Source organism: Paenibacillus sp. BR2-3 (assembly GCF_046529485.1).
Classification (GTDB): domain Bacteria; phylum Bacillota; class Bacilli; order Paenibacillales; family Paenibacillaceae; genus Paenibacillus_AQ.
The window spans coordinates 1,469,080-1,485,036 of the sequence record NZ_CP126311.1; the positions used below are offsets into that span (position 1 = coordinate 1,469,080).

The 15,957-nt window shown below is 49.7% G+C and carries 14 protein-coding genes; 9 read left to right on the forward strand and 5 right to left on the reverse strand.

The annotated features are described in order from the left end of the window. Positions 1–201: 201 nt before the first annotated feature. Positions 202–954, reverse strand: a complete 753-nt coding sequence (gene hemQ / locus PaeBR_RS06985; protein WP_410514130.1) for a hydrogen peroxide-dependent heme synthase — start codon at positions 952–954, stop codon at positions 202–204. 205 nt (positions 955–1,159) lie between these two features. Here hemQ and PaeBR_RS06990 point away from each other — a divergent pair, with 205 nt between their 5' ends. The 3 genes from PaeBR_RS06990 to dnaI all read left to right on the forward strand — a co-directional run bounded on the left by PaeBR_RS06990 (position 1,160) and on the right by dnaI (position 4,402). After that, positions 1,160–1,456: a YuiB family protein gene (locus tag PaeBR_RS06990; RefSeq protein ID WP_410514131.1), complete on the forward strand. Its 297-nt coding sequence runs from the start codon at positions 1,160–1,162 to the stop codon at positions 1,454–1,456. 426 nt (positions 1,457–1,882) lie between these two features. Next, complete coding sequence (locus PaeBR_RS06995; RefSeq protein WP_410514132.1) at positions 1,883–3,430, forward strand: helicase DnaB; 1,548 nt, start codon at positions 1,883–1,885, stop codon at positions 3,428–3,430. A gap of 18 nt (positions 3,431–3,448) precedes the next feature. Continuing rightward, positions 3,449–4,402: a primosomal protein DnaI gene (gene dnaI, locus PaeBR_RS07000; RefSeq protein WP_410514133.1), complete on the forward strand. Its 954-nt coding sequence runs from the start codon at positions 3,449–3,451 to the stop codon at positions 4,400–4,402. 31 nt (positions 4,403–4,433) lie between these two features. Here dnaI and PaeBR_RS07005 read toward each other — a convergent pair whose 3' ends face one another. Both PaeBR_RS07005 and PaeBR_RS07010 read right to left on the reverse strand, forming a co-directional pair. Then, a complete protein-coding gene (locus PaeBR_RS07005; RefSeq protein WP_410514134.1) occupies positions 4,434–4,733 on the reverse strand; it encodes a hypothetical protein in 300 nt (99 codons plus the stop codon). 58 nt (positions 4,734–4,791) lie between these two features. Then, complete coding sequence (locus tag PaeBR_RS07010) at positions 4,792–4,950, reverse strand: YqzM family protein (RefSeq protein ID WP_410514135.1); 159 nt, start codon at positions 4,948–4,950, stop codon at positions 4,792–4,794. A 350-nt stretch (positions 4,951–5,300) separates the two neighbouring features. Here PaeBR_RS07010 and trxA point away from each other — a divergent pair, with 350 nt between their 5' ends. Then, on the forward strand, positions 5,301–5,618 hold the full coding sequence (gene trxA / locus PaeBR_RS07015; protein WP_410514136.1) for a thioredoxin: 318 nt from the start codon (positions 5,301–5,303) through the stop codon (positions 5,616–5,618). A gap of 141 nt (positions 5,619–5,759) precedes the next feature. Beyond that, the gene (gene uvrC, locus PaeBR_RS07020; protein ID WP_410515109.1) at positions 5,760–7,712 is read left to right on the forward strand and encodes an excinuclease ABC subunit UvrC; all 1,953 of its coding nucleotides are present in this window, start codon (positions 5,760–5,762) and stop codon (positions 7,710–7,712) included. Positions 7,713–7,782: 70 nt separating this feature from the next. Here the strand turns inward: uvrC and PaeBR_RS07025 are convergent, their stop codons facing one another. After that, a complete protein-coding gene (locus PaeBR_RS07025) occupies positions 7,783–9,468 on the reverse strand; it encodes a CPBP family intramembrane glutamic endopeptidase (protein WP_410514137.1) in 1,686 nt (561 codons plus the stop codon). Positions 9,469–9,769: 301 nt separating this feature from the next. On the opposite strand from PaeBR_RS07025, the gene PaeBR_RS07030 reads away from it, so the two are divergent. Then, positions 9,770–11,059, forward strand: a complete 1,290-nt coding sequence (locus tag PaeBR_RS07030) for a TrkH family potassium uptake protein (RefSeq protein WP_410515110.1) — start codon at positions 9,770–9,772, stop codon at positions 11,057–11,059. Between the two features lie 14 nt (positions 11,060–11,073). Next, a complete protein-coding gene (locus tag PaeBR_RS07035) occupies positions 11,074–11,739 on the forward strand; it encodes a potassium channel family protein (RefSeq protein ID WP_410514138.1) in 666 nt (221 codons plus the stop codon). Positions 11,740–12,192: 453 nt separating this feature from the next. Here the strand turns inward: PaeBR_RS07035 and PaeBR_RS07040 are convergent, their stop codons facing one another. Then, entirely contained in the window at positions 12,193–13,098 is a 906-nt protein-coding gene (locus tag PaeBR_RS07040) for a LysR family transcriptional regulator (protein ID WP_410514139.1), read from the reverse strand. Between the two features lie 404 nt (positions 13,099–13,502). On the opposite strand from PaeBR_RS07040, the gene PaeBR_RS07045 reads away from it, so the two are divergent. Beyond that, the gene (locus PaeBR_RS07045; protein ID WP_410514140.1) at positions 13,503–14,171 is read left to right on the forward strand and encodes a succinate dehydrogenase cytochrome b558 subunit; all 669 of its coding nucleotides are present in this window, start codon (positions 13,503–13,505) and stop codon (positions 14,169–14,171) included. A 15-nt stretch (positions 14,172–14,186) separates the two neighbouring features. Continuing rightward, the gene (gene sdhA / locus PaeBR_RS07050; RefSeq protein WP_410514141.1) at positions 14,187–15,929 is read left to right on the forward strand and encodes a succinate dehydrogenase flavoprotein subunit; all 1,743 of its coding nucleotides are present in this window, start codon (positions 14,187–14,189) and stop codon (positions 15,927–15,929) included. The last annotated feature ends 28 nt before the right edge of the window (positions 15,930–15,957 follow it).

Here is a 15,957-nt window from a genome sequence, read left to right on the forward strand (position 1 = left end):
CTATAAAAGGGTGTGTCTCCCTGGTTACGGAGACGCACCCTTTTTTTGAAAATATAAGAAAGCAAGTTTCACTCTATACTTTATCCTTATATTTCTCCGAGAAACGGGTGCCGTCCCTATAAGGACGGCACCCGTTTCTTCTTGTGATTCATTTCAAAAAAAACACCGGCCCCCCATTCATTGAGTAGCCGGCGTTATCGATTACAATTTCAGCATTTCTTCAAAGGACTCCGGAGTCAGCAGATTGCCGACATAGAAGGCGCCGAATTCGCCATAACGGGCACTAACCTCGTCAAAACGCATTTCGTATACAAGCTTCTTGAACTGAAGGGCATCCTCGGCGAAAAGGGTAACTCCCCATTCCCAGTCATCAAGGCCGACGGAGCCGCTAATGATCTGTTTTACTTTACCGGCGTAACCCCGTCCGATTAGACCATGTGAATTCATAAGCTCGCGGCGTTTGGCCATATCGAGCATGTACCAGTTATCGGCGAGTTCCCGTTTTTTATTCATCGGATAGAAGCAGATATGTTTGGATTTCGGCAAGACAGGCTTCAAACGGGCAATGACATGCGGATTCTGCATGGGGTCCCCACCGTCTCCTCCGCCTGCTGCATAGTTGCTTAGTTCTACAATGCTAACGTAAGAATAAGCTTTAAAGGTAAAGCGGGCAAAGGCTGTTTTGTTGAATGCGGTCTCAAGCTTATTGAGGTCTTCCAGGCTTTCGCGTAGATGCATCATCACAAAGTCAGCCTTTTGGCCCACAATGGAGTACATGGCAGAGCTGCCTTCCTTGGCTTCCTCAATGCTGCTCCAATCCTGTATAAAAGCATTCAATTCATCCAGAGCTACGGCACGTTCTTCATCATCAGCCGCCGTCCAGGCGGTCCAGTTCAGCGAGCGGAAGTCATGCAGGGCGTACCAGCCTTCCAGCGTTAAAGCGGCTTCGTTCATGTTCTCACTCCTTAAAAGTTAGGGATTACTTATGTATGATCCCGTTTTATCCTATATGCATTGTATCGCATGCGGCTTGTTAAGAGCAAACGAAGCGGGCCTTATTTTTTGTAATGTTCATTGCTTCGATATAATTTTTCTAGTAAACTTACAACTATCAATTAAAATGTGTGCGTTTTCTTATAGAGAGGGGTGAAGTCGGTAGATGGGATTTATTCCTGTGTTTGTTCTGGCCGTTTTATTCTTTGTCATGATGTTCGGCATTGGCTTTATCCTTAATATGTTAATGAAGACAACCTGGTTACCCGCTTATTTGTTCGTGCTGGTCATTTTACCCGTCGTGGTGTACTCGATATGGGACCGCAGTGCAATGACTCTTTGGGAGCATCTATCTTCTTTCCGCCTGGTCGATTATATCACAGGATTATTCGGGCTGGCAGGGGCGGTGCTTAGCGGCTGGACCATTCACAAGCTGCGTGTCGGCGGTTATAAAATGTTTTAATAGAATGGATATGAGGCAAGGCGGCTCTCGTACGCGGGGGTCGTTTTTTATTTTCAGCTATATTAGATGAACTAAAGAACATAATAAAAAGCCAGAAGTAACGAAGGGGAATTTTGGAACTGGAGGAGCGATAGCGACCGCCTTTGTCTCCGGATTTCAACCGCGGACAGCGGTATAAATCAAGAAATTCTTACGACAACAGCGGCCGGAAGTCCAACATTCACCGTAGTTGCGAGCAAAGCCATTTTAGAAAATTCTTAAGTTCAACTTATATAATTTCCCGATAAGAGGAGGAAGCTGGAAGCAAGTAATGCTTAATTAGCAGAAAGCGTCGAAATTGGGCTTTTTTCCACATTTCCGCCCTGTCATTTTATGATAGAATAGAAATCTACATGAATTCGTGAAGAAAAGGGGAGGTATCCGCAGATGCACATGAGCAATTTACATCATTTTACCGAACATCACCGGTACTGCGTTTCCCGCGAATTCGGTCTTAGTGCTGTAGATGGACGTATGCTGGGTTCAGTGTATCAGCCCATGGTCGGTGCCTTCGCCGTCAGTCTGTACCGGCTGTTGTTTGAGCATGTACCGGCAGAAGCAATCGGCTACTCCGGAGTAGAGCAGCAGCGCCGCCTGTTTATGACTTTGGGTGTTGAACCGAACGAGAAAGGCCGCAAGTATTTAATTGACCAGGCTTCCCGGCTGGAAGCGGTGGGGCTGCTGCAGACCTGCCGTATTTATGTGCCGGAGACCGACGATTATATGTACGAGTATGAGCTGCTGCAGCCTTTGTCCCCTGCTGATTTTTTTGCAACCCAGCATTTGACTCTGCTCTTGCGTGACAAAATCGGTAAATTTGCCGTTTTATCGCTGCGTGAGCAGTTCTGGAACCGGGAGCCGGAGGAATGGAGCAGCAGATCCATCGGCAAAGAAAATATCTCTTTGCCATTTTACGATATTTTTGAGCTGAATACGCATGTGATTGACTATGAGCTGGAGCAAGCCTTGGCAGAAGTGACCGCGATCCGCCAGCCGGGATTTCGTGATTCCGGGGAATCGGCTATTGGATACAGTGATATTATTCTGCGATTCCCCCGGGAATCGGCGAACAGGGTTCATGTGGAGAAGCTGCGCTTCGATCATAACCAAATGGGTGTTATTAATTATGTGGCCCATAAATATAATTTAAGCCCGCAGGATTTAAGCCGCCTGCTGGATGAAGATGGAGTCTTCTCGCCGGCCGGGGAGGTTATTCTGGAAGAGCTGCAGCACAAAGCCAGCCAGCATTTCCGTCAGGATATGAAGCGCCAGGAGAAGCGTGAGATTGCAGCCGCCAAAGTGGTCTCGATTCGTTCAAGTCTCGTGGAAGAGACGGATGAGCCTATGGTTTCGCCGGAGCAATCGGTTGAGATGGAATATTACGTGGAGGTCCCCCCGCAATTTTTGTCCAAATGTGACATTCACCAATATAATATGATGCTGAGAAACGAACCCTATACACGCTTGCTGCAGACTTTTTTTCCGGGGTCGGTGCCCGGGCAGCTGATGGATATGTTTGAGAAAATTGATCTGAACTATAAGCTGAGCGGGGAAGTCATCAATGTGCTTATTCATTATTTGATGACGATGGTTGCCTCCGGCGGAGATCAGCGCATGAACCGAAATTTCGTAGAGGCGATCGCTTCCAATATGCTTGTGAAGCAGGTCAATACATATGAGAAAGCGGTTCGTTATATCCGGGATCAATCAAAGGTGAAGGGTAAAGGCAAGGGGACGGCCGGTACTTCCGGTACGGCAGGAACCCGCCAGCGTTCTTACAGCAAGAGCGGGGGGCGGTCCGGGAAACCGGAAATTCAAATTGCTGTGGACGATGGACAAGCCGGGGCCGTCTCCGCTGAGGAATTCGCAGCCATGATGAAGAAGGCTGCGGAGATTAAAGCAGGGAAAAAGAAGGGTGTAACGGATGCCACGTAAGGAAAAGGAGGTGGAACAATGGAGTCAATGAGTGAAGTGCTGCGTTCGATGAACAATCCCGTTCTGCGCCAACGCTCCCGTGATTTGCAGCAGGAGCTGTTTAACCATCCTTTGGTGAAACAGCTGCAGGCAGAGCATCCGGAGCTGGACGGTTCGCGGCTGCGGCTTCATATGAGCCGCCTGTATCAATATGTTGAGGAGAGCCGCAATTGCGCCAATTGTCCGGGTCTGGAGAAGTGTCCGAATGATTTTCAAGGCCACTATAGCAAGCTTACCGTAGAGACTGTAAGTGGCACGGCAGATCTATATGAACGCAAGACAGCCTGCAGGCTAAAGGTTGCACAGGATAATCAGGACAGCATCCGCAAGCGTATCCGCAGCTTTTATGTGGATGAGAGGGTATTGAATGAAGGTTATGATGAGATAGATATTATGGGCAAGGATACGCGACGGGCTCCGGCTGTGAATCAATTGTTCCGTTATATCGAGAATACGAAGGAGAATGGCTTGCCTCGGCACGGACTCTATTTGTACGGGTCCTTCGGTACCGGCAAAACCTTTTTGATGTGTTACCTGCTGCATGAGCTGGCTGTTGCCGGTTACAGTGGTGTAATTGTATATATGCCCGATTTTGTCGAGGACTTGAAATCGATCATGATGGATGGCCAGAAGCTTAAGGAAACCGTGGATACGATGAAGAACTGCGATTTGCTTATTTTTGACGATATCGGTGCCGAGAACCTTAATCCTTGGGCCCGCGATCATGTGCTGGGCGCCATCCTGAATTATCGCATGAACCGCAAGCCAACCTTTTATACCTCGAATTATCCGCTTGAAGGCTTGGAGAAGCATCTTAGCTTCACCAGCAAGGACGGGGAAGAATTATACAAAGGCCAACGGCTGATGGACCGGATTGCTCCTTTCGTGGATGTTATGCCGTTGCATGGGGAGAATCAGCGGGGGAACAGATAGGCCGTTACTCACGGAGCGCAATTTGATCTTATTAAAGGTTGAGAGGGTCACTTTTGGCATGCCCCGAAGCTTCGCGATTTGGAGAGGCATACGTGCGCTGAGTGTAGGCGCAGATGATGACTTTAGCGAGTTCCCGCTGAAAGCAGCGGAGAGGACGGAACGATTGCGGAAAAGCGGCAGCGTTCGCCTTGGTCTCCGGATTTTTACCGCTAAGGAAAATAAATAAAATTCTTACGACCACAGCGATGGAGCAACGGTCCGTTCGCGGAGCGTCTATCCAAAACACACACTTCAATCTTTCTCCATAAGCAAAAGGATGTCCCACAGCCATTTCTATAGCTGTGGGGCCCCCCCTTCGGAACGGTGGGAGTCCATCTCCCAACCTATATTTACTCCGAAAGTATAAATTTAATAATGACCATTCCGAAAAACACAACCGCCATAAAGGTAGTCATCCCGAAGAATCCGTTCATCAAATCGCCTAAATCATTGCGGGGCTCTTCGTTGATATGCTCCCGCGGATCGCTTGACCGCACATTGACATCCATAGCTTCTGCCTCCTTGCAGGGGCAAGCCCCGCAGTGTTAAGGTGCATTTCAATATTATGAAATAAGTCATTGACAATTAATGCGCTTTCCTTAATTATACCGAAATGATACCGATATTGTAAAGGAAATCCGGATTCCGGACTAAATTAGATGGAGTACAATATAATTGTATGTGATATTTCACATATGCGACTAAAATATGTTATACTGAAGGCGTGTCGGTAAATGGTAATTTGGTTATCATATTACATGAAACATTTTATACACTACAAATACGGAGCAAGCTTCGCTAATAAGCTAAGGCTTAGGAAGCCGATGCTGCTTCGCAAAACTTAAGGAGGAACAAACTCATGGCTATTGTGAACGTGTCTGACCAATCCTTCACTAACGATGTGGAAGGTCAAGGTACTGTAGTAGTTGACTTCTGGGCCCCTTGGTGCGGCCCTTGTAAAATGCTCGCTCCGATCCTGGAAGAGTTGTCCACGGAGCTTGGAGACAGTGTTAAGATTGCGAAACTGAACGTGGATGAGAATCCTGAAACGGCATCCCGTTTCGGCGTTATGAGTATTCCTACGCTTATTTTCTTCAAAGACGGCCAGCCCGTTGATAAAGTAGTTGGACTGAACTCCAAGGAATCACTGAAAAATATCGTCGCTAAACATCAATAATATCTCTTAGCCACTGTCCGGGTCTTCGGCCCTGCCGCCCAGCGCCTTCGGTTCATACCGGAGGCGCTTTGTGGTGCTATCATTAAGTGGATGGCGATGGTGTAGAGATTTGCTGGTTAGGAGGGGAATCAATTGGATTATATGGACAATATCCGTCACAAGCTGGCACTTTTGCCTGATCTGGCCGGATGTTATCTGATGAAGAATGAAGACGGGACTATTATTTACGTAGGCAAAGCGAAGGTACTCAAAAATCGTGTCCGCTCTTATTTTACCGGCAGTCATAATGGGAAAACCCAGAGGCTTGTCGCTGATATCCGCGATTTCGAATACATTGTCACGGCAAGCAACATGGAAGCACTCATTCTGGAATGTAACCTGATCAAGCTGCATATGCCGCGCTATAACGTGCAGCTGAAGGATGACAAGACCTTTCCTTATTTAAAAATAACGAATGAAGCACATCCGCGCCTGGAAGTTACGCGCCGTGTGATTAAGGATAAAGCGAAATATTTTGGCCCTTATCCGAATGCCTATGCGGCTCACCAGACCAAAAAACTGCTTGACCGTATGTATCCGCTCCGTAAATGCGGCGTTATGCCGAAGGAGGTATGCCTCTATTATCATATGGGCCAGTGTCTTGCGCCCTGTGAGAAAGAGGTGACTAAATCCGCTTATGAAGAGATCACACAGAATATAGCGGCTTTTCTGGGCGGAGGCCATGAAGCGATCAAGAAGGATCTGCAGCAAAAGATGCAGGAGGCTGCGGAGGAGCTCTATTTCGAGCGGGCCAAAGAGCTGCGGGATCAAATTATTCATATCGATGCCTTGATGGAAAAACAGAATATCAATACACCGGATACCAAGGACCGCGATGTATTCGGCTATGCGGTGGACAAGGGCTGGATGTGTGTGCAGATTCTATATATGAGACAAGGGAAAATGATCCAGCGCCACTCCTCCGCTTTTCCTTTCTATGGAGAGGCGTACAGTGATTTCATGTCTTATGTAACCCAGTATTACAGTGATAATCCGGCGCTTCCGCAGGAAATCCTTCTGCCGGATACCGTGATTGTAGGCGGCGCTGCAAGTGTATTGAAGACTGAGGGAAAAGCGGTATACAGCATCTCTGAGAAGGATATTGCGGGCGCAGAAGAGCAGCCGGAATCACAGGAGGAGGCGGCTCTTCGCGCGGCAGCCGCAGAAGTAGCTGCAACCGCCGGAATCGTGGATGCGGCTGGCGGAGCAGCGGCCCTGCAGGAATGGCTCGGCGTGAAAGTGCTGGTGCCGCAGCGCGGACTCAAGAAGCAAATGGTGGGTATGGCCTGCCAGAACGGCCGGGTTGCGCTGGATGAGAAATTTCGTCTCATTGAGCGGGATGAGGAGCGGACCTCCGGAGCCGCACTCGGACTCGGACAGAGTCTTGGCCTTGAGTCGCTTAGCCGGATTGAAGCATTTGACAACTCAAACATCCAGGGAACCAATCCCGTCTCGGCCATGGTGGTCTTTATTGATGGCAAGCCGGCCAGAAAGGAATACCGTAAATATAAGGTGCGCACTGTGCAGGGGCCCGATGACTACGAAACGATGCGTGAAGTCATTCGCCGCCGCTATGAGCGGGTGCTGAAAGAGGATTTGCCGATGCCGGATCTTATCGTTGTGGACGGCGGCAAAGGACAGATTTCCGCAGCTATTGATATCCTGGAAAATGAGCTGGGGTTATTCATTCCGGTTTGCGGCCTCGTCAAGGATGTGAAGCATAAGACTGCCCAATTGCTGGTAGGCGATCCTCCGGAGCCGGTAGCTTTGGCCCGGGACAGTCAGGAGTTTTACCTGCTGCAGCGTATACAGGATGAGGTGCACCGCTTTGCGATTACCTTCCATCGGGAACAGCGCGGCAAGTCCATGGTTACCTCGAAGCTTGACTCCATACCTGGCATAGGAGAGAAGCGGCGGAAGCTGCTGCTGAAGCATTTTGGCTCTCTTAAAAAAATAAAAGAAGCCGGAATCGAAGATTTCCGGCCGCTTTCTATCGGCGACAAGCTCGCCCGGCAAATTCTTGATGCGCTGAAGGATGAGGAGCCGACGTTATAGGATGGCTGGAATAAGTGCAGCAAAAAACGGTTAACCCCAGCAAGGGTTAACCGTTTTTTATTTTAGACCCTTAAATTAAGGAATTGGATGGCTCCACCTGCCTGGGCTTCTGCGGGGGATTAAAACGGTACACTACATAGCCGACCAGGAACGGCATTACAATGGCGAAGATACCGGCCCCGATATTAACACTCTCCTTCATGAAGATCAGCGTAGCGCCCATCAGAATGCTGTCGAATACGACATGGCTGAACATAACGGCAATAAAGCCGTAACGGAGGAAAATATAGCTGAACAGCAGCCCGATTACTGTCAGTTCAATCGGACGGGAGCTGATGGGATAAATCGGGTACAGCGTATGGCCAAACGCCCAGATGAGGGTGGTAATCAGGCTGGCTGCCAGCGTGCTGCGGACGATTTTTTTCAGCATACGGATACCGAATAAACGATAGATGGCTTCCTCGGAAAGACCGGCAAGCCAAGCTACGATCGGCAGCAGCCACGCATACCTCATATTATAGGGTGATTGAGTGGCGTCTGTAGTGGACCAGTTGTTCAAAGTATACGATAGAATGATGAACATTATGGTCTGCACACCAAGCAAAACAAAGGCCCAGATGTAACCGGCACGGATGCTGTCAAGCACATATTTGCCGTATCCGGGTTCTTTGGCGCGGGGCCATGGATTCAGCCCTTCCTCTTTACGCCACAATCCGTTGCCGCCGACCAGCGAGAAGTAGAGCAGTGAAGACATCAGCAGACTATAAAGAGCATAGATGACGAACATAATAACTGCGGTGATGCGGGCTTCGGCGCTGCCATCAGAGGTCTGGGGCTCCATATTATAGGTACTGATCATCATAATAACGAAATGGACCGAGCTTAGAAGTACACCGCGTGCAAATGAGGTATGCCCTCTTTTCAGGATACTATAGATAAGTGCGAGAATGCCTAATGCCAGCGTTGGCAGGCCGTACCCGAACAGGGTTAGCAATTTGGCAAGAGAGGTCTGCTCCTCCACATACGAGGTATGCCAGCCGGGGGCGGAAAATCCGGCCATAAAGGAAGTTACTTCACTCTCGGAGAAATTAAAGCTATACTTCAGCCGTGATTCACCAACCTTGATTGAACTGTCTGTATAGACGAGTTCGTAGTTTTCTGAATCCGGCTCAATCTGCAGTTTTGCAGGATTTACTCCCCACTCTTTAAGCCATGGACGGGCGAGCGTTTCCTTTTGTTCCAGGCTTAGTGCAGTGCCGCTCTCCTCACTGGAAGCAACTGGCTTGCTTACATTGCCAGGAACATCCCCTGAGGCTGCTTCCGCTCCCCGCGCGAAACCTACTACGTCGCCGGTATACATATTAAGGTCAACGGACAGGATCGTGTCCTGTTCTTCTGAAGAATAGAGTGCTGCACGAAACACATCATAAGGGTAACGCTGATCCAATTTGTTCCTGGTGTACTCCTCCAGAAGCTTTTCCCGGGACATATAGCCATAAAAGGAGGAGTCCGACTTATAAATTACGCTCCACTCGTTATTGTCTCCCTCCATATAGCCGAGATGCTGTGCTGCGAACGCCGTGGCGTGCTCGCGGGCTTCAGCCTTGCTGATTGCCGTAGTATCGCCCTCTGCAGAGCTTGCAAAAAAGGAAGGTAGTACCTGGAAACTAATGAACAGAATAATACCGATGATTCCTGAAAGAATAATCCTCATGGAGAGGGCTCTCTGCTGTAAGGGCTGGCCAACGGGATTCATGAAACGCCTCCTTATTATAACGGACAATGTTTTGTTCCATTATAGTATTAATGCCTGGATCATTACAAAAATTACTGTATTATCCTCTTTCTCATTCATCCATCACTTAAATATTCTCTTTGTGAAGTCCGGCAATAACGTTTATAATTTGTTTGAAATATCCAGTGCTTCTTTTGATGGATTGCTTTGAATATTCATGGATCACAAATAATTATAGCGAGAGGTGAGGAGTTTGGCTTCGCAATTACACAAGATTTCTGAATTCAGGTTCCTAAAGCTCTCCCCGCCTCAGATTCTGGTAATGGGCTTTGCCGCTATCATTCTGCTTGGCACCTTCCTGTTAATGCTTCCCGTCTCTAATACTACAGGACATTCTCTGAAATTCATTGATGCCCTGTTTACGGCAACCTCGGCAACCTGCGTGACAGGACTCGTGGTACAGGATACCGGGAGGTTCTTCTCGACCTTTGGACAAACCGTCATCATGGTTCTTATCCAGCTTGGCGGTCTCGGCTTTATGTCGATGGCCACTCTGTTTGCCATGGTTTTTAAACGTAAAATTTCCTTGCGGGACCGGCTGATCCTGCAGGAAGCGATGAATCAGAACACGATGGAAGGGATTGTGCGGCTGATCCGGAGGGTGCTCATTTATTCACTGGTCATCGAAGGCACCGCAGCGGTTCTTCTCACCTTCCGGTTTGCGTTTGACATGCCGTTTGGAAGAGCTGTTTATTTTGGAATATTTCATGCGGTGTCGATGTTTAACAATGCCGGGTTCGATCTGTTCGGCGATTATCGCAGCTTGACCGGGTATGTATCTGACCCGCTGGTTAATATAGTCGTTATGGCTTTGATCGTCCTGGGGGGTATTGGATTTATTGTTATGTCGGATGTCGTGGAATATCGTCAAAAGCGGAGGCTGTCTCTCCACAGTAAGGTTGTGCTGTTTATGACGGCGGCGCTGATCCTTGTTGGTGCGCTGGTCATTCTCGTGTTCGAGTTTACGAACCCGCGTACGCTGGGTTCCCTGAATTTTGGCGGTAAAATATTAGCGGCTTTCTTCCAATCGGTCACCCCCCGTACTGCAGGGGCCAACACGGTAGATATTGCCGGACTGCGCCAGGCGTCACAGTTCTTTATTGTTATTCTTATGTTTATCGGCGCTTCTCCGGGCTCTACCGGCGGGGGGATCAAGACTACCACCTTTACTATTATGATCGGTGCGGTTATCGCCATGCTGCGTGGACGTGATGATATTGTCATGTTCCGTTACCGCTTGGCACAGGAGCGCATCTTTAAGGCGCTGACCATTACTCTGCTTGCCCTGCTGCTGATTATCTCCGTATCCATGGTGCTCTCCACAACGGAGGACCGCAATTTTTTAATGATTTTATTCGAGACGACCTCTGCCTTTGCCACAGTGGGTCTCTCTATGGGTCTGACGCCTGAATTGTCTCTAATCGGTAAAATTCTGATCTGTTTTACGATGTTCTGCGGCCGGCTCGGTATATTGACATTGGCGTACGCGCTTGGTCCGAAACAGGGTAAACCGCTGTATAAGTATCCGGAAGGTAAAATGATTATTGGATAAGGAGTTAACCGGACATGAAAGCACAGCAATTTGTTGTAATCGGCCTGGGCCGCTTCGGATCAAGTCTTGCGCTTGAGCTGATGGAAATGGGCTATGAGGTGCTCGGCATTGACAACCATGAGGAACGGGTGGAGGAAATGAGCGAGCACCTGACGCATGCGGTGATGGCAGATGCCACGGATGAGGGTATTATGCGTTCGCTCGGGGTGCGGAACTTTGACTGCGGAATTGTAGCTATCGGCGACAACATGGAGCGCAGCATTCTGGCTGCTATTCTGCTTAAAGAGCTCGGAGTGAAACAGGTGGTTGCCAAGGCCATATCAACCCTCCATGGGCGTGCGCTGTCCAAGCTGGGGGTTGACCGGGTTATTTTTCCGGAGCGGGATATGGGGATTCGTGTGGCGCATCAGCTCGTAACGCCCCATTTGCTGGATTATATTGAAATTTCCAAGGAGTATAAAATCGTCGAGCTGACCGTACCCTCCTGTATGGATAGTAAAAGTCTGGCGGAGCTGAATACACGGGCCAAATACGGCTGCAGCATCATTGCCCTGAACAGGGAAAGTGGAATTATTGTCGCTCCAACCGCGCATGATCATTTGCATGAGGGCGATATTGTAGTTGTTATTGGCTCCAATGAAAGCATTGACCGATTTGAGAATGAGGCTATGAACCTGTAATCGTAAGTGAAATGCTGATGCTCAAAATAAAATTACCCGTATGTCAGTACGGACACCACAGCTTAGGTGTACCGGAAGATTGCGGGTGTTTTTTGCGGGACGGAAAAAGGCTATCGGCATTTCACTGCACTTTTGTCCAGCAGCACCTAACAAGTGCCATTGCTCCTCCAGATTGCTGAGCAGGAACGAAGAGGCATCAGTTGTTGGCGGACTCCAGAGACGTTATTTGGGGATATTCACCTCATTCCAGGGTGTAACGGACCTCATCGCCCTTATTTGTCAAATTCGGGGTCAATCCGCTACCTGCTACATGAAATAACGTCTCTGCTGTCCGTTAGGGAAAAGAATGGACCTCTAACCTGTACAATAGCGTCTGTCCGATACACAATGTGTGAACGTTCAATTACGATAACGATACCTGAAAGGGCACAAGGTCACTTCAACCCTTCAGATTTAAGACTTTTCCCTCCGGGGCAGGAATACCTCCTCGGTAGTCTGGACCAGAGAGCGTGCCGCCGTGCTCAGTCCGCCGCTGTCCCGGTAGATGAGGCAGGTCATACGCTGCGTTTGCTCCAGCTCCTTGATGTGCAGGGAGACGAGCCCGCCGCCGTTCAGCAGTTCAGGGCGCAGGTAGGACTTGGGCAGCAGCGCAGCGGCCTTAATCGTCGGCAGCAGCCGGACGATGGCTTCGAAGGAGTCGATTTCCATTCGCACGTCCGGATCGACGCCGCAGCGTTGGAACAGATCGTCAGTCAGGCGACGGTACCAGGTGCCCTTGGAGAACAGGATCATCGGGAGCCGGGAGAGGTGCTCCATCGTCAGCTTCGGGGAGAGCGCAAGCGGATGATGCTCGGAGACAACGAGCCGCAGCTGGTCCTCGAACAGGGGGATGCATCGCAGCCCCGGCTCTTGAATGGAGGAGGCGATGATGCCGACATCCGATTTGCCTTCACTGACGGAGGACACAATCTCATGGGTTCTTCCGGTAATAAGCTTCAACTCAGCTGCCGGATACTTCTCCATGTAGGCGTTCACCAGCGGCGGCAGCGTGGTTTGCAGCGTCGTAAGACTGGCCCCGAGTGTCACAAGCATCGGCTCCCCCTCCTTGAATTTGGAAAGCGCCTCCAGAAACTTGGAACGCTGCTGCCGCTGCTCTAGCGCATAGGTGTAGGTGAGGCGCCCCACCTCCGTCAATTCCAGCCGCTTTCCGTACCGGTTGAACAGAGGGACGCCCAGACGTTCTTCCAGCTTGGAGATTTTGCGGGACAGGGCGGGCTGGGACAGATTTAACTGGCGGGAGGCGCGATTCAGACTGGAATGCTCCACCACCGCCGCAAAGATATCCAAATCATCAAACATATCGCTGCCTCCCGTATTTCAATGTAAGGTTAATTTAGTGACAAAACGCATTGCCGATCCTGGGTATTCTTCTTGTTTTAGAAAGGGAAAGAGAATTTTACTCGTATTCAGACGTCAGAAATGAGAATAATTATCAGATACAAAATATTCTTATGCGTTTATTGTATAACGATTAATAATTAGATTGCAATTCCCTTATAAGAAAAAAAGGAGTAACATGAAAAGTGACACAAGATATTCACATATTGTGAATAATGAAGCATAGCCCGGGAAAACGATGGATAGCGGTGAAAATAGACATTCAGTCATCCTTACGAGGTCGACGTTAACTGTTTCAACTGTGGTCCCGGCGGTGTATGCTCATTAATGAAAACGCTGTTTTAAATGGAGAGGGGACACTTTGCATGAGAGAATTTTATTCCAGAAAGATTCATTCCTTGCTCGGCGTTATCCCGCTTGGGGGCTTTTTCCTTGAGCACATGCTGACGAATTTCTCGGCGGTGGAGGGTGGCGCTTCCGGTTTCAATGACAGTGTGCTGTGGCTGAACAGCCTGCCGCTTGTCTTCTTCCTGGAATTGTTCGGTATATGGCTGCCCCTGCTGTACCATGGAGTGTACGGCCTTTACATTGCCTATCAGTCGAAGCCGAACCTGAACCGTTATAACCTGGAGAGAAACTGGCGTTATACGCTGCAGCGTGTTACAGGAATTATTACCTTCATTTTTGTGGTTTGGCACGTTTTTCAAACCCGGTTTCAGGTGGCTCTCGGCAATGTAGAGTATGAGCAGCTGGGCGGTGTGATGCACAATATTGTGACCCAGCCGCTGCTGCTTTCGTTTTATGTGATCGGGATTATCTCGTCATCCTTTCACTTTGCCAATGGCCTTTGGTCCTTCCTCATCAGCTGGGGAGTAACCGTGGGGCCGCGGTCGCAACGGGTATCATCTTATCTATGCTTTGGTCTTTTTGTTCTTGTTACGTTCATGTTCCTGATTTCGCTGGTCACCTTCCGTGACAGTGAATTCCAAGCCGCAGCATCTATCGCACAGTCCTTGACCACCGTTATTAGATAAAGGGAGTGAACAATCATGGCAACAGCCGATATCATTATCGTGGGCGGCGGTCTGGCCGGCCTGATGGCTACCATCAAGGCGGCAGAATCGGGCGCGCATGTTCATTTATTCTCACTTGTCCCGGTTAAAAGATCACACTCTGTCTGTGCACAGGGCGGCATCAACGGTGCCGTTAATACGAAGGGCGAAGGAGATTCGCCTTGGGAGCATTTTGACGACACCGTATACGGCGGTGACTTTCTGGCGAATCAGCCGCCGGTTAAAGCCATGTGTGAAGCCGCACCGGGTATTATCCACCTTATGGACCGGATGGGCGTCATGTTCAACCGTACGCCTGAAGGGCTGCTCGACTTCCGCCGGTTCGGTGGAACCAAGCGCCACCGCACGGCTTTTGCCGGTGCGACGACAGGCCAGCAGCTATTGTATGCGCTTGACGAGCAGGTACGCCGCTGGGAGGCGGAGGGCCTTGTGACCAAAAGCGAGAACTGGGAGTTTCTCTCGGCGATCATTGATGACGACGGCGTTTGCCGCGGCATCAGCGCCCAGAATTTAAAGACAATGGAGATCCAGACATTCCCTGCGGATGCGGTTATTCTGGCGAGCGGCGGACCTGGCATCATTTTTGGCAAAACGACGAACTCCGTGATCAACACGGGTACAGCCGCAAGCGCTGTATACCAACAGGGTGTGCATTACGCCAACGGAGAATTCATACAAATTCACCCGACGGCTATTCCGGGAGACGATAAGCTGCGGCTGATGTCCGAATCGGCACGCGGCGAGGGCGGCCGCATTTGGACCTACAAGGATGGCAAACCGTGGTATTTTCTTGAAGAAAAATATCCGGCGTACGGAAATCTGGTGCCGCGCGATATTGCCACCCGTGAGATTTTTAACGTCTGTGTGGATCAGGGTCTGGGCATTAACGGGGAGAACATGGTATATCTGGATCTTTCCCACAAGGACCCGAAAGAGCTTGATGTGAAGCTGGGCGGCATTATTGAAATTTACGAAAAATTCATGGGGGATGATCCCCGTAAAATACCGATGAAAATCTTCCCTGCTGTACATTATTCCATGGGCGGCATGTGGGTGGATTACAATCAGATGACGAACATCCCTGGCCTGTTCGCGGCAGGGGAGTGCGAATACCAGTATCACGGAGCGAACCGCCTCGGCGCCAACTCTCTGGTATCTGCCATTTACGGCGGCATGGTGGCCGGACCGAAGGCTGTTGAGTATATTAAAGGCCTGAAGAAATCGGTGCAGGACATTTCCTCTTCCGTGTTCGACGGCTTCCACAACAAGCAGACCGCCAAATACGAATCCCTGCTGGCCATGTCAGGCACAGAGAACGCTTATGTGATCCACAAGGAGCTGGGCGAATGGATGACCGCCAACATGACCGTGGTCCGTCACAACGCCAAGCTGGAAGCGACGATCGGCAAAATCAAAGAGCTCAAGGAGCGTTACCGCAACATTAATATGAATGATACTTCGCGCTGGAATAACCAAGGCGTAGCCTTTACCCGCCAGCTATGGAATATGCTGGAGCTGTCCGAGGCCATGACACTGGGAGCGCTGCTGCGGAACGAAAGCCGCGGCGCGCACTACAAGCCGGAATTCCCGACCCGCAATGACGAGGATTTCCTGAAGACGACCAAGGCGGCCTGGAGCGCAGAGGGTCCGCAAATCTCTTACGAGGCTGTAGATGTATCGCTGATTTCTCCACGGGTACGTGATTACTCGAAGGATTAACAAGAAGGTTGTTTTCACAACACTTTAG